This is a genomic window from Aeromicrobium sp. Leaf350 (genome assembly GCF_916858655.1).
Classification (GTDB): domain Bacteria; phylum Actinomycetota; class Actinomycetes; order Propionibacteriales; family Nocardioidaceae; genus Aeromicrobium.
In genome coordinates, this window is the sequence record NZ_CAKASL010000002.1 from 456,825 (window position 1) to 470,510 (window position 13,686).

10 protein-coding genes are annotated in these 13,686 nt (G+C 71.6%); 7 read left to right on the top strand and 3 right to left on the bottom strand.

Features of this window, described 5'->3' with window-relative positions:
* Positions 1 to 68: 68 nt before the first annotated feature.
* Positions 69 to 830 (top strand): bifunctional 2-polyprenyl-6-hydroxyphenol methylase/3-demethylubiquinol 3-O-methyltransferase UbiG, encoded by a 762-nt coding sequence (locus LO931_RS11180; RefSeq protein WP_229053677.1) that lies wholly within the window; start codon positions 69 to 71, stop codon positions 828 to 830.
* Positions 797 to 4,912 (top strand): alpha-(1->3)-arabinofuranosyltransferase family protein, encoded by a 4,116-nt coding sequence (locus LO931_RS11185; protein ID WP_229053678.1) that lies wholly within the window; start codon positions 797 to 799, stop codon positions 4,910 to 4,912. Before LO931_RS11180 ends, LO931_RS11185 begins: the two co-directional genes overlap by 34 nt.
* Here LO931_RS11185 and LO931_RS11190 read toward each other — a convergent pair.
* Complete coding sequence (locus LO931_RS11190; RefSeq protein ID WP_229053679.1) at positions 4,813 to 5,973, bottom strand: acyltransferase; 1,161 nt, start codon at positions 5,971 to 5,973, stop codon at positions 4,813 to 4,815. The genes LO931_RS11185 and LO931_RS11190 overlap by 100 nt on opposite strands.
* Positions 5,970 to 7,784, bottom strand: coding sequence for a hypothetical protein (locus LO931_RS11195; protein WP_229053680.1), 1,815 nt, complete (start codon positions 7,782 to 7,784; stop codon positions 5,970 to 5,972). Before LO931_RS11195 ends, LO931_RS11190 begins: the two co-directional genes overlap by 4 nt.
* A 66-nt stretch (positions 7,785 to 7,850) precedes the next feature.
* On the opposite strand from LO931_RS11195, the gene LO931_RS11200 reads away from it, so the two are divergent.
* Both LO931_RS11200 and rpsA read left to right on the top strand, forming a co-directional pair.
* Positions 7,851 to 9,107 carry a M18 family aminopeptidase gene (locus tag LO931_RS11200; RefSeq protein WP_229053681.1) on the top strand — a complete coding sequence of 419 codons (1,257 nt, stop codon included), beginning with the start codon at positions 7,851 to 7,853 and terminating at the stop codon, positions 9,105 to 9,107.
* A 209-nt stretch (positions 9,108 to 9,316) separates the two neighbouring features.
* Entirely contained in the window at positions 9,317 to 10,780 is a 1,464-nt protein-coding gene (gene rpsA / locus LO931_RS11205) for a 30S ribosomal protein S1 (protein WP_229053682.1), read from the top strand.
* Positions 10,781 to 10,829: 49 nt separating this feature from the next.
* Here rpsA and LO931_RS11210 read toward each other — a convergent pair whose 3' ends face one another.
* Positions 10,830 to 10,979 (bottom strand): hypothetical protein, encoded by a 150-nt coding sequence (locus LO931_RS11210; protein WP_229053683.1) that lies wholly within the window; start codon positions 10,977 to 10,979, stop codon positions 10,830 to 10,832.
* A 94-nt stretch (positions 10,980 to 11,073) separates the two neighbouring features.
* Here LO931_RS11210 and LO931_RS11215 point away from each other — a divergent pair, with 94 nt between their 5' ends.
* From LO931_RS11215 to coaE, 3 genes are all read left to right on the top strand, one after another.
* A complete protein-coding gene (locus tag LO931_RS11215; protein ID WP_229053684.1) occupies positions 11,074 to 12,084 on the top strand; it encodes a GlxA family transcriptional regulator in 1,011 nt (336 codons plus the stop codon).
* 162 nt (positions 12,085 to 12,246) lie between these two features.
* Complete coding sequence (locus LO931_RS11220; RefSeq protein WP_229053685.1) at positions 12,247 to 13,080, top strand: SH3 domain-containing protein; 834 nt, start codon at positions 12,247 to 12,249, stop codon at positions 13,078 to 13,080.
* A gap of 3 nt (positions 13,081 to 13,083) precedes the next feature.
* Positions 13,084 to 13,686 carry a dephospho-CoA kinase gene (gene coaE, locus LO931_RS11225; RefSeq protein WP_229053686.1) on the top strand — a complete coding sequence of 201 codons (603 nt, stop codon included), beginning with the start codon at positions 13,084 to 13,086 and terminating at the stop codon, positions 13,684 to 13,686.

Sequence of the window (13,686 nt, forward strand, 5' to 3'; positions counted from 1 at the left end):
GTGACGTAGGTCACGACCTGGGGACCACCGTAACACCCGCCTGGTCCTCGTCGGGTTATCGTGTCGCGGTGCCCGATCCAGACCCGGCGGCGGCTCGTCCGTTCCGCCACACGACCTCGCGGGCGTGGCGACTCTGGCGCGGCTTCAAGCTCGAGCAGACCGACCCGGCAGCGTTCTACGGGCTCCTGGCGCAGGACTCGGTCGCCCACGTGTCGGCGTTCCTTCCGGACGGTCTCGACGGTCGTTGGGTCCTCGACGTCGGCGGCGGACCGGGCTACTTCGCCGACGCGTTCACGGGAGCCGGAGCGCGGTACACGGCGCTGGACTCCGACGTCGGCGAGCTCTCCGGGCTCGGGTCGCTGCAGCCCGGCACCGTGATCGGCAGCGGGATGCAGCTGCCGTTCGCCGACGGCTCCTTCGACGTCGTCTACTCCTCCAACGTGCTCGAGCACGTGCCCGAGCCGTGGGTCATGGCCGACGAGCTGGTGCGGGTCGCCCGACCGGGCGGCCTGGTGTTCTGCTCCTACACGCTCTGGTTCGGCCCGCACGGGGGGCACGAGACCTCGCCGTGGCACCTGGTGCTGGGCGGTCATCGAGCCCGGCGACGCTACGAGCGCAAGCACGGGCACCCGCCGAAGAACGTGTACGGCGAGTCGATGTTCCCGGCGAAGGCCGCCCCCGGCATCCGGTGGGCGAGGGGACGCGCCGACGTCGAGCTGCTCTCCCTCGCGCCGCGGTACCTCCCGCGATGGGCCCACTGGGTCGTCCGGGTCCCGCTGCTGCGCGAGGCGGTGACATGGAATCTCGCGATCGTGATGCGCAAGCACTGAGCGACCCGGCACCGAACGACCCGGCACCGAGCGACCCGACCGGGCGCGACCCCGCCCTCACGTGGCGGCTTCGACTCGTGGCCTGGAGCGTGGCCCTGACCGCGCTCGCCTTCGTCCAGGCGCCGGGCCGCGTCGTCACCGACACCAAGCTCGACCTCGTCGTCGACCCCTGGTCGTTCCTGGGGCGCGCGACGGGCGCCTGGGACCCCAACGGCGCCCTCGGCCAGCTGCAGAACCAGGCCTACGGCTACCTCTTCCCCATGGGCCCGTTCTTCGGTCTCGGGCACTCCCTGGGCCTCGACCCGTGGGTCGTGCAGCGGTTGTGGTGGAGCCTCGTGATGGTCGTGGCGTTCCTGGGCGCGGTGAAGCTGGCGGGCCTCCTGGGCGTCCGCGCCCCGTGGGTGCGCATCGTGGTCGGGCTGCTCTACGCCCTGTCGCCACGCATGATGAGCGTCATCGGCGCGTCCTCGATCGAGGTCTGGCCCAGCGCCGTCGCCCCGTGGGTGCTGATCCCACTGGTGGTGGCGTCGACCTCGGGTCGTGTCCGGACCGGCGCAGCCCTGTCGGCCCTCGCGGTGGCCTGCGTCGGCGGCGTCAACGCGGCCGCGACCTTCGCGGTCGTGCCGCTGGCGGCGTGGTGGATCCTGACCCGACCGGCCGGGCGGGTGCGGCGGCGTCTGATGCTGTGGTGGCCGGTCTGCGTGCTGATGGCGACGCTGTGGTGGATCGTGCCGCTGGTCGTGCTCGGTGCGTACAGCCCGCCCTTCCTGGACCTCATCGAGAGCGCGTCGAACGCGTCCCTCGCGGCGACGGCCTTCGACGCCCTCCGCGGAACCTCGAACTGGGTCCCTTACGTCGACGGGAACGCGGACGCGGGTCGACGGCTCGTGAGCGAGCCGGTGCTCATCGCCAACGGCGTCGCGGTGCTGGCGCTCGGGGTCGTCGCCCTGGCCCGGCGCGGGACGCCGCACCGGCGGTTCCTCGTCGGCGGCGTGCTGATCGGTCTGCTCGCCGTCACGGCCGGGCACGCGAGCGAGCTGTCCGGCTGGGGCGCCGGCACGATCGGTGACCTGCTCGACGGGACGCTGGCCCCCCTGCGGAACACGCACAAGTTCGACCTGGTGCTGCGCCTGCCGCTGGTGCTCGGTGCCGGCCTCCTGTTGCAGCACCTCCTGGACGCACGCGAGCGCGACGACGCCGACTCCGGTGCTGCGGCGCGGCTCGTCGGGGTCTCGGTCCTGGCGCTCGCGGCGGTGTGGGGCGCGACAGTTCCCGCCTGGTCCGCCTCCCTGGCACCGGAGCGGTCCTTCGTGGAGATCCCTCCCTACTGGGAGGAGACGACGGACTGGCTCGCCGACCATCCGCACGGTGCGACGCTGCTGGCTCCGGCCTCGCCGTTCGGCGACTACCTCTGGGGCAGGACGGGCGACGAGCCGCTGCAGCCCCTGGCCGAGTCGCCGTGGATCGTGCGCAACCTGGTGCCGTTGACCCCGACCGGCACGATCGAGCAGCTCGACGCCTTCTCGGACCAGTTCCTGACGGGGCAGGGGAGTCCAGCGCTCGCCGACACCCTGCGCCGCGCCGGCATCGGCACGATCGTGGTGCGCAACGACCTGGCCCTGAGCTCGGACGTGCCGAACCCGGAGCTCGCTCGCGCGACGCTCGCCTCCACACCGGGCATCGACCGGGTCGCGGAGTTCGGTCCATTGGTCGGTGGACCTCCCACTCTGGAGGGCCAGGCGGGCGAGACGCTGTTCGTCGAGCACGGCTGGCAGACGACGCGGTCGGCGGTCGAGGTGTTCCAGCTCGACGCGAGCGTCCCGGACGAGCGACGCATCGACCTCGACACGGCTCCGACGGTGATCGGCGATGCCGGCACCCTGGCGACCCTGGACCGCTTCGGCTTCGACGTGATGGGACTGCCCACGGGGCTCGACGTCGTGCTGGTCGACCCCGACGATCCGTCGTCGGTCACCGAGGGTCCGGTCGTCCTGACCGACGGGCAGCGCAGCCAGGAGACGAAGATCGGCGCGGTGTTCAACCAACGGTCGGCCACGCTGACCGACGGAGAGCCGTTCCAGGCCGATCGGCGCATCCACGGCTACCACGAGGGCTCGCCCTTCCAGACCGTGGCGCGGCTCGTCGGCGCCGAGCGCATCTCGTCGTCGTCGTCCCAGTCCGACGTCGACGCCTTCCCGTTCCCGCGGTCGGACCGCGGCACCTGGGCGGCCTTCGACGGCGACCCGACCACGCTGTGGAGCGCCGACCCGGGATCCCGCGACACCGAGGCGTGGGTCGAGCTCGAGATCGGGGAGCGGCGTGACGTCGGCACCGCCAGCATCACGGCCGACCTCGCGTCCGACGAGCGGCTCGACCTCGTCGTGACGACCGAGCAGGGCGACCGCACCGTGACGGTGCAGGGACGACAGCCCACCGAGGTGGAGGTCGGCACGGTCGCGCGGGTCCGCGTGTCGGGTCCGTCGAGCGGTGAGAGGCCGCTGCACCTGGTCGACGTGACGCTCTCGGGTGTGGACGTCAGCCGTCCCCTCGTCCTGCCGACACCGCCGGAGTCGCTGGCGGACCCGTCGGCGATCCTGCTGAGTCGTGACGTCCCGGTCGGCACCGGGTGCCTGGTGTTCGAGGACGTGACCCAGTGCCGGCCGGGCTCGCAGGTGCGCGGCGACGAGGGCTCGCTGCTGGACCGGGTCGTGGCCCTGCGCGAGCCGCAGCAGCTGGACGCCCACCTGGAGGTGGCCGCCGTCGGTGGTCCGGAGCTCGACCGGCTGGTGCAGAGCGGCCTGCCGATCGAGGCCACGGTCTCCTCGCGGGCGAGCGATGCCCCGCAGGCCGGCGCGGCCAGCCTGATCGACGGTGACGAGGGCACGGGATGGAGTGCCGATCCCGACGACCCGGCGCCGACCGTCACGGTCCGCTGGGCCGCGCCCCAGGAGGTGTCGGCGGTCGACCTCGAGACCGGTGCCCTGGCGGCCGCGACCCCGCTGAGCGCACGCATCGAGCTCTCGGACGGGTCGGTCCACGACGTCGAGGTCGAGGACGGACGAGCCACCTTCCCGGCGTCGCAGGCGACCTGGGTGCGGGTCACGCTCGGGTCCGCGACGGAGACGACGTCGGTCAACCACGACGGCTCGCTCGAGACCCTCCCGATCGGTCTGGTCGAGATCGGGGTCCCCGGGGTGACCGGCGGCGGCATCAGTCCGTCCCTCGAGGCGCGCGCGTACGAGTGCGGCTCGGGACCGACGATCGTCGTGGGCGAGCGCCTGGTCCAGAGCCGGCTCGTGACCTCCCCCTCCGACCTCCTCTCCGGCCGCGCGGTCGGGGTGGAGCTGTGCGACCCGGCTCCGATCGAGCTGACCGCCGGCGAGAACCGGGTGCAGGTGACCGGTGCAGGAGCGGTCGAGGCGACCGCGCTGCTGCTGGACGCCACGGGCGGAGAGGCCGGAGCGAGCGCGTCGAGCGGTGCGGCGACCGACGCCCTCGTGAGGACCCACAACACGAACACCGGCTGGACGGCCACCCAGGACGGCCGCGCGCTGACGCCTCTCGTGCTCAACGGCTGGCAGCAGGGGTGGGTCCTCGACGGGGACGCCCCGGTGTCGACATCGTTCTCGCCGCAGCTGCCGTTCCGGGCCGGGCTCGCCGGCGGTGCGGTGGCCCTGCTCGCCCTGGTCGGCCTCACGGTGCTGTGGCGTCGTCGCGAGCGTCCGGTCGAGGTGCCTGAGGCCGCGTCCACCGAGCAGGCGGGGTACGTGGGCTGGGTCGTGCTCGTCGCCGTGGCGGGTCTCCTCGGCGGCTGGGTCGGCGTCGCGCTCGCGGTCGGCGGTGCCCTGGCGGGCTTCGTCAGCTGGAGGGGCACGTCAGCGGGACCTGCCGTGGCTGCGGGGGCCGTGGTCGCCGGAGGAGTCGCCTACCTGGTCCGGCCGTGGGGGGACCCGGCCGGCTGGGCCGGCGTCGAGGCCTTCCCTCAGGCGTGCGTGCTGGTGCTGATCGGTGCCGTCCTGGCGCCGTGGCTCCGGCGTCGCCGGTGGACGAGGTCCATGACCGGCTTCTCGACCAGTCGGTAGAGCAGCTCCGCGGCGACCAGGCTGATCGCGAGCACCGCGACGAACAGCAGCAGCGGGTTGCTGTCGAACAGCCGGAAGCCGAGGGCCGGCGCGACGAGCTCCAGCACGACGATGTGGACGCAGAACAGGCTGTAGGAGATGTGCCCGAGGTGGCGCGCCCACGGTGTGGCCATGGCTCGCGCGTAGCGGGTGTCGGTGGGGCCCAGGACGCTCGGCAGCACGATCAGTCCGGCCACCGCGGCGTAGAGCACGAGCCGCATGACGAGCTCTCCGGTCGACCGCGGAGCGAGCGACGCGGGCCCCGTGAGCGGGGTGCTCGCCAGTGCGAAGGCGGCGATCGCCATGAGCCAGCAGATGCCGGGGGCAGCCGCCAGTGCGGTGAGCACGCGCAGGGACCGACCGGGATCCCCGGTGGCTGCTCGCAGCTGCAGGTGCCCGACGGCCAGGGCGATGCCGACGCTGAACCACAGCAGGTAGCCCGGCAGGGCCCGGAGCGACTGGTCGGCCAGCAGCCAGGCCACGTTGACCAGGGTCAGCGCGGCGAGCAGGAGCAGCAGGCGGCGCGGCTGCCAGCGGCGACCGCACAGGACGGCGGCGAGCCACATCAGCACCGGGAGGGCCGCGTAGAAGGCGACCTCGATGTACAGGCTCCACATCTGCGCCAGCCCGCGCGGGAGGTTCTCGCTCAGGTAGTAGTCGTACATCAGGAGGTTGGAGAACCAGGTGCGGACGGCGGGGCCCGTGTCCTGGTGCACGAGCGCCAGGGCCAGCACGACCGTGACCAGGTAGACCGGGACGATGCGGGCGACCCGCTTGACGGCGTACTGCCCGAGGTCGTCGTGCCGTGCGCCGTTCTGCAGGCGGGCCAGGTAGGGGTACGCGAGCAGGAACCCGCTCAGGACGAAGAAGATCGGGACACCCACCTCGAGGCGGTGGGCCGCGACGCCCAGCGTCCCGCGGGAGTAGAAGCCCGACCAGAAGAACGTGTGGGTCGCGACGACGACGACCGCGGCGATCGCCCGCATCGTGTCGAGGCCGGGAAAGGTCGGACGCGCGGTCACGGCAGCGGCACCAGGTCGCCGAGCGCGAGCGTGTCGACGCACACCGTCAGGCCGGGGGTCAGGGAGCGCATCATGACCGTCTCGACGGGATCCTCGCCGGAGAAGAAGCCCGTGTTCAGGCCCTGCAGGATCGGCATCGTGAACGGGTCGCGGTCGTCGACGCGGACCTCGACCTCACCATCGCTCGACGCCAGGTAACCCACAGACACCCACCAGAAGAAGTTGGTCCGATCCGGATCCAGTGTCACACGCGTCCACCGGTCCGACACGGCGTAGCCGCACCCCGGCTCCGGGCCCGGCTCGGCCGAGGTCGAGGCGAAGACCGTGGCGGTGCGGGGGATGCCCTCGTCGTCCAGCACCCGCAGGTTGGTGCCCATCGTCACGGCGTCGACCGCGTCGCCCAGGGGCGCGAGGAGGTACGACGGGAGGTTGTTCGGATAGCTCAGGGGCGACTGCACGAGGGCGGGGACCGTGATGTCGGCGACGGGGCCGGGGTCCTCGGCCAGGCCGTCCCGGGCGTTCTCGACGAAGGCGCGAGCCGGGTAGTCCGCGTGCCAGCTGTTCATGTAGGTGACCGTGGTGGTGAGGCACATCGCCGTGAAGGCCGCGGCGGTCACCACCGTGGCCCAGCGGGGCCAGCGGACCGCGGGAACGCCGACCGCCTCGCCGTCGGTGGTCGCGAGCGGGATCAGCAGCAGTCCCAGCACGAGCACGGTGACCGGAAGCGTGTCGGTCAGGTACCGCGTCATCAGTCCCGCGTCGGTGCCGAGCTGCAGGCCGCGACCGAAGATCAGCGCCAGCGTCGTCGCGGTGAGCTGGGCGAGCAGGATCAGGACGGCCGCGACGGTGACCCGGCGGTGGCGGCGCCAGCTCCACCCGAGGAACGCCGCCACGACGAGGGCGCTGACCACCGTGACGACGACCGGTGCCGTCGGCTGGTTCATGGGCGGGTTGTTCTCGTTCCAGCGCAGCGGACCGCCGATCAGCGCGGGCAGCCACGACTCCACGAGGAGGTTCCTGGTGATGCCCGCCGCCGGGGCCGACCCGTCGACGGCGACGGGTGAGGGCGTCGTCGCCCGGTACACCAGCAGGTAGGCGACGGCCACCGCTGCGCCCGGCACCACGAGCGACCACAGGTCGCGCAGCAGCCGGCCCGGGGTGCGCCACGTCGCAGGCGGCACGAGCAGGAGCAGCACGAGCAGTCCGAGCGGCACCACGGCGACGAGCCCCCGGGGGCCGCTCAGGGCGGCCAGGGCCACCGCCGCGAGCGTCGTGGCGAGGTGCACCGGACGGCGACTGCGCCACCACTGCACGACGGCCGTGATCGCGAGGAAGAAGGCGATGTGGAGCGGCAGGGTGTTGAGGGCTGCCGCCCACCACACCCAGCCCTCGATCGCCATGGGGGAGATCGCGTAGAAGACGAGCGGCACGAGGACCAGCGGTCGCTCGCCGAACAGGACTCGCAGCATCCGGGCGCAGGCCCAGGCGGCGACGGTCGCGAGGACCACGCTCGAGACCACGGCGGCGGTCCAGGAGAACGGACCGACCTGGGCCACGATCCACGAGACCAGCACGCCGATCGGCATGAGCTGGCTGTCGTGCGGGGTGAACAGGAAGTCCAGGCTCAGGGGCGTTCCGTGGGCATCGGCGAGGAAGATGAAGTCGTCGCTGTAGAACCAGCTGCCGGCCAGGGCCCAGGCGGTGATCGCCGCGTGGGCGAGGATCGCGAGCCAGCTCGCGAGGCGGACCCGGTCGATGAGATCGAGGTCGCGCAGCACGGTGCGCGCCGCTCCGGTCCACTGTTCGGTCATCGTGCGGAAATCGTCGCACACCACTGGAGCAGGCAGGCGGCGTCGGCGGCGCTAGGCTCGGCTCCCATGAGCGATGACGCCGTCGACCGGATGCTGCAGTTCATCGATGCCTCGCCCTCGCCGTTCCACGCCTGCGCCACCGCTGCCGCCTGGCTCACCGAGGCGGGCTGGGTCGAGGTCGACGAGCGTGACCCGTGGCCCACCGAGCCGGGTCGCTACCTGGTGCGCCGCGGTGGCTCCCTCGCGGCGTGGTCGACGGTCTCCGCGACCGCTCCGGCCGATGCCTTCCGCGTCGTCGGCGCCCACACCGACAGTCCGAACCTGCGTCTGAAGCAGCACCACGACCGCACGTTCGGCAACCTCGCCGTCCTCGCGCTCGAGCCGTACGGCGGGCCCCTGCTGACGACCTGGCTCGACCGCGACCTCGGCATCGCCGGGCGCATCGGCCTGCGTGACGGGAGCGAACGCCTCGTGCACGTCGACGAGCCGGTGCTGCGGGTGCCCAACCTCGCCATCCACCTCGACCGCGACGCCGCGAACGCCCCGGACCGCCAGCGTCACCTCGACGCCGTGTGGGGCACGGGCGACGAGCCTTTCCTGACGTGGCTCGGCCGGCGCGAGGGCTTCGACCCGGACGACGTGCTCGGGTTCGAGCTCATGACCACCGACACCCTGCCGAGCCGTCGCGTCGGTGCCGACGGCTCCTTCGTGGCCGCGCCGCGCCTCGACAACCAGGCCACGTGCTTCGCCGGGGTGCAGGCGCTGATCGACGCCCCTGCCGTCGAGGGTGTCCGCCCCGTCCTGGTGATGTTCGACCACGAGGAGGTCGGCAGCACCTCCGAGCGCGGCGCGCAGTCCGACCTGCTCGCCACGGTCGTCGAACGCACCGTCCTGGCCGCCGGGGGCACGCGCGACGACGTGCACCGCGCCGTCGCCGGGTCGATCTGCGCCTCGGGCGACATGGCCCACGCGACGCACCCGAACCACGCCGAGCGCCACGAGCCGCTGCACCGCATCGTCGCGGGCGGGGGACCGGTGCTCAAGGTCAACCAGAACCTTCGCTACGCCACCGACACGCGCGGCACCGTGGCCTTCGCGCTGGCGTGCGAGCAGGCCGGCGTGCCGCTCCAGCGGTACGTGCACCGTGCCGATCTGCCCTGCGGCTCGACCATCGGACCCATGAGCGCGGCCCGCACCGGGATCACCACGGTCGACGTCGGAGCGCCCCAGCTGGCCATGCACTCGGCCCGCGAGCAGATGGCGGTGGCCGACGTCACGCCGTACGTCCGGGCGCTCGCCGCGTTCCTCGCTCCGATCGCCTGACCGGACGGGTCGATCTGCCCGGGAACTCGGGCCAGCCCCGGATGTACCGGAGGCGGGGGCGTCGCGTACCCTGGAGGGGCGTTGATGGCCTGCGTCCGTCTCGGACCTGAGCAGACTGGCGCTCGTGTTTCTCCGGGGACCTCGGTCCCCATGATCCGGGGCCTTCGACGTGTCCACCAATTCCATCCATCCATCGGAGCCCACCGGCTATGACTTCTGGTATCGCTACACCTGCTGCCGCACCGCAGGTCGCGGTCAACGACATCGGCAACGAGGAAGACTTCCTCGCTGCGATCGACAAGACCATCAAGTACTTCAACGACGGCGACATCGTCGAAGGCACCATCGTCAAGGTCGACCGTGACGAGGTCCTCCTCGACATCGGTTACAAGACCGAAGGTGTCATCCCCTCCCGCGAGCTGAGCATCAAGCACGACGTCGACCCCCACGAGGTCGTCACCGTCGGCGACGCGGTCGAGGCCCTCGTCCTCCAGAAGGAGGACAAGGAAGGCCGTCTGATCCTGTCCAAGAAGCGCGCACAGTACGAGCGCGCCTGGGGCGACATCGAGAAGATCAAGGAAGAGGACGGCGTCGTCGAGGGCACCGTCATCGAGGTCGTCAAGGGCGGCCTCATCATGGACATCGGCCTGCGTGGCTTCCTGCCCGCGTCGCTCGTCGAGATGCGCCGCGTGCGCGACCTGGACCCGTACATCGGCCAGAAGCTCGAGGCGAAGATCATCGAGCTCGACAAGAACCGCAACAACGTGGTCCTGTCGCGTCGTGCCTGGCTCGAGCAGACCCAGTCGGCCGTCCGCCAGAACTTCCTGACCGAGCTCAAGAAGGGCCAGGTCCGCAAGGGTGTCATCAGCTCGATCGTCAACTTCGGTGCCTTCGTGGACCTCGGTGGCGTCGACGGCCTGGTGCACGTCTCGGAGCTGTCCTGGAAGCACATCGACCATCCGAACGAGGTCGTCGCCGTGGGCGACGAGGTCACGGTCGAAGTGCTCGACGTCGACATGGACCGCGAGCGCGTCTCGCTGTCGCTGAAGGCGACGCAGGAGGATCCCTGGCAGCACTTCGCCCGGGTCCACCAGATCGGTCAGATCGTGCCCGGCAAGGTCACCAAGCTCGTCCCGTTCGGTGCGTTCGTGCGCGTCGAGGAGGGCATCGAGGGCCTGGTGCACATCTCCGAGCTCGCCGAGCGTCACGTCGAGATCCCCGAGCAGGTCGTGCAGATCAACGACTCGGTCATGGTCAAGATCATCGACATCGACCTCGAGCGTCGCCGCATCTCGCTGTCGCTCAAGCAGGCCAACGAGACCGAGGCCGCGGTCGCGGACGACTTCGACCCGACCCTCTACGGCATGACCTCCTCGTACGACGAGGAGGGCAACTACATCTACCCCGACGGCTTCGACCCGGAGACCGGCGAGTGGCAGGAGGGCTTCGAAGAGGCCCGCGCCACGTGGGAGAAGCAGTACGCCGAGGCGCACGAGCGCTGGGAGGCCCACAAGAAGCAGATCGCGGACTCCGAGAAGGCGGCGATCGAGGCCAGCGAGGCCAGCAACTACTCCTCGGAGGTCCCGGAGGCCGCCGACGGCGGCGGTGCCGGTTCGCTGGCGTCCGACGAGGCCCTGCAGGCGCTTCGCGAGAAGCTCACCGGCGGCGAGTGATCGCCGGCTGAGCCAGCCTCAGCCCTGATGCAGTTCCGTCCGAGCCCGGTCACCGCACGCGGTGGCCGGGCTCGAACGCGTCTGCATGGTGGCTGCGCGGGGGAGTGCGGTGGCCGAGGCCGTCGCCGCGGACGAGCAGCAGCACGACCTCGACGAGCACGAGGAAGGACAGGAACAGGAGCGCGGTGAGAAGGATCATGGCAGTAATTCTTCTCCCAGCCAGTTCCTGCCACCAGTGGCAGCAATGACAGCGCCCATCGAATAACTGCCATCTCTGTGGCACGATGGGGTCCATGGACATCGAGCCGTACGGAGATCCCCGCCACGTGCCCGCGCCCTCGGGCCCGCTGCGCAAGGTCGTGGCCGTCGTGCAGGACGGCGTCGAGCCGTTCGGACTCGGATCGATCTGCGAGGTCTGGGCCGAGCCGTACCACCCGGACGACGACAACCCGGTCTTCGACTTCGTGGTGTGCACCGAGAACCCCGGGGTCGTGAAGGGGCGCGCCGGCTTCGACCTGGTCGTGCACCACGGGCTCGAGGAGCTCGAGGACGCCGATCTCGTCTGCATCGCGCCGAAGCACGACTACCTCGACCACTCGCCCGTCGTCGCCGAGGCGGTCGCTCGGGCGCACGCGCGCGGCGCCTGGATCTACGCGCACTGCTCGAGCAGCTTCCTGCTGGGCGATGCGGGCCTCCTCCAGGGCCGACGCTGCACGACGCACTGGCGCTACGGCGAGCGGCTGCAGGCGGCGTTCCCCGATGCCAAGGTCGATCCGGACGTGCTCTACGTCGAGGACGACCGCATCGTCACCGGCGCCGGATCGGCCGCCGGCATCGACGCGGCCCTCCACCTCCTGCGGCGCCACTACGGCGCCCGCGTGGCCGCCACCACGGCGCGACGCATCGTGGTGCCGCCGCACCGCGACGGTGGACAGGCCCAGTTCGTCCGCGCACCCGTCCGGGCCGAGCAGGCCGAGACCCTGTCTCCGCTGCTCGCCTGGGCCACGGAGCACCTTGACGAGTCCCTCACCGTCGACCGGCTTGCCCGGCAGGCGCACATGTCACCCCGGACCTTCGCGCGGCGCTTCCGCGACGAGACGGGCACGACCCCGCTGCAGTGGGTCACCGGGCAGCGTGTCGCGGTCGCCGAGGAGCTGCTCGAGAACTCCGACCTCGGCGTCGAGCAGATCGCGACCCGCGTCGGCTTCGGCAACGCCGCGACCCTGCGCCACCACTTCACCCAGGTCCGCGGGCTGGCCCCGCTCGCGTACCGCAAGCAGTTCACCTGTCTCGAGACGGCGTGAGGGCCTGAAAACTACCGAGATCGCGTGACGTGCATCACGTGCTTTCGCCTGAAACGACCCCAGGGCTCACCAGGGGCATGGCAGTATGGTTCAGTCGAGGGGCGGCCGAGACATCGGTCCGCGCCTCGTTCCATGTCCTCGATGTACGAAGGTGGTTCGACAGTGGGTTCTCCCGGCAAGCGACGGGCGGACGTACGAGCGACCCCAGATCGCCGGGGCTCGACCTTCTGGCAGCAGCAGATCCGGCGTGTGGTCCTGCCGACGCTGGGCGTCGGCGCCATCGCGATCGCGACGGCTGCCGTGGCCACGAGCCCGAGCGCTGACCTGCCGGTCGGCCCCGACCGGGTCTCGGTCGCGGCCAGCGAGGTCAGCCGCGGTGGAGAGCGTCCCGTGCTCGCGGCCCCGGCCGCCACGGCGCAGCAGGCCGCCGGCGCCCTCTGGGTCGCCGACACGTCCGACATCCGCTCCGACGCAGCTCCCGACGCCGTCGTCCTCGGCCAGGCCGAGAGCGGCACCCAGGTGCTCGTCACTGGCGTCGTCGAGGGTGACTGGACGCAGGTGCTCTACAACGACGTGCCGCGATGGGTCGCCACCAGCACGCTGACCGCCGAGGAGCCCCTGGGCACGGCGCCGTGCTCGCACGGGTCAGGTGTCGAGAAGGGCCTCCAGCCCGACACGATCAAGGTGTACCGCGCCGTCTGCGCGAAGTTCCCCGAGATCACGACCTACGGCGGTCGCGCCGCACGGTCCAACAGCTCCGGCCACCCGACGGGCCGTGCGCTCGACATCATGAACTCCGACAAGGCCCGTGGCGACGCGATCGCGCAGTTCGCGATCGACAACCACGAGAAGCTCGGCGTGACGCAGGTCATCTGGCGCCAGCGCATCTGGGAGCCGGGCTCGGGCTGGCGTGGCATGGAGAGCCGGGGCAGCGCCACGGCGAACCACATGGACCACGTGCACGTCACGACGTCCGGCGACGCCGCCACCGGCTGACCCGTGGCTCCTGTCGCGCTGCGCGTCGGCCTGACCGGCGGCATCGGCTCCGGCAAGAGCACCGTGAGTCGTCTCCTCCGCGAGCACGGGGCGGTGGTGGTCGACTACGACCTGCTGGCCCGTGAGGTCGTCGAGCCGGGGGCTCCGGCGCTCGAGGCCATCGCCCAGCGCTTCGGTGACGGCGTGATCGCCGCCGACGGCACGCTCGACCGTCCCGCGCTCGGCGCGATCGTGTTCGCCGAGGAGTCGGCCCGCCGCGACCTCGAGGGCATCACGCATCCGGCGATCCGCGATCTGGCGGCCCGTCGTGAGCACGAGGCCGGCCCCGAGGCCGTCGTGGTGCACGACAACCCTCTGCTCATCGAGATGGGCGCCCACACCGCGTGCGACGTCGTGGTGGTCGTCGACGTGCCCGTCGAGGTCCAGGTCGAGCGCCTCGTGCGCGACCGGGGCATGACGCCCGAGGAGGCGCAGGCGCGGATCGCGACGCAGGCCTCCAGGGACGACAGAGCCGCTGTCGCCGACGTGATCGTCGACAACAGCGGCTCCGTGGACGAGCTCACCGCCAGGGTGGGGGACGTCTGGCGGGACCTCGTCGGACGCTAG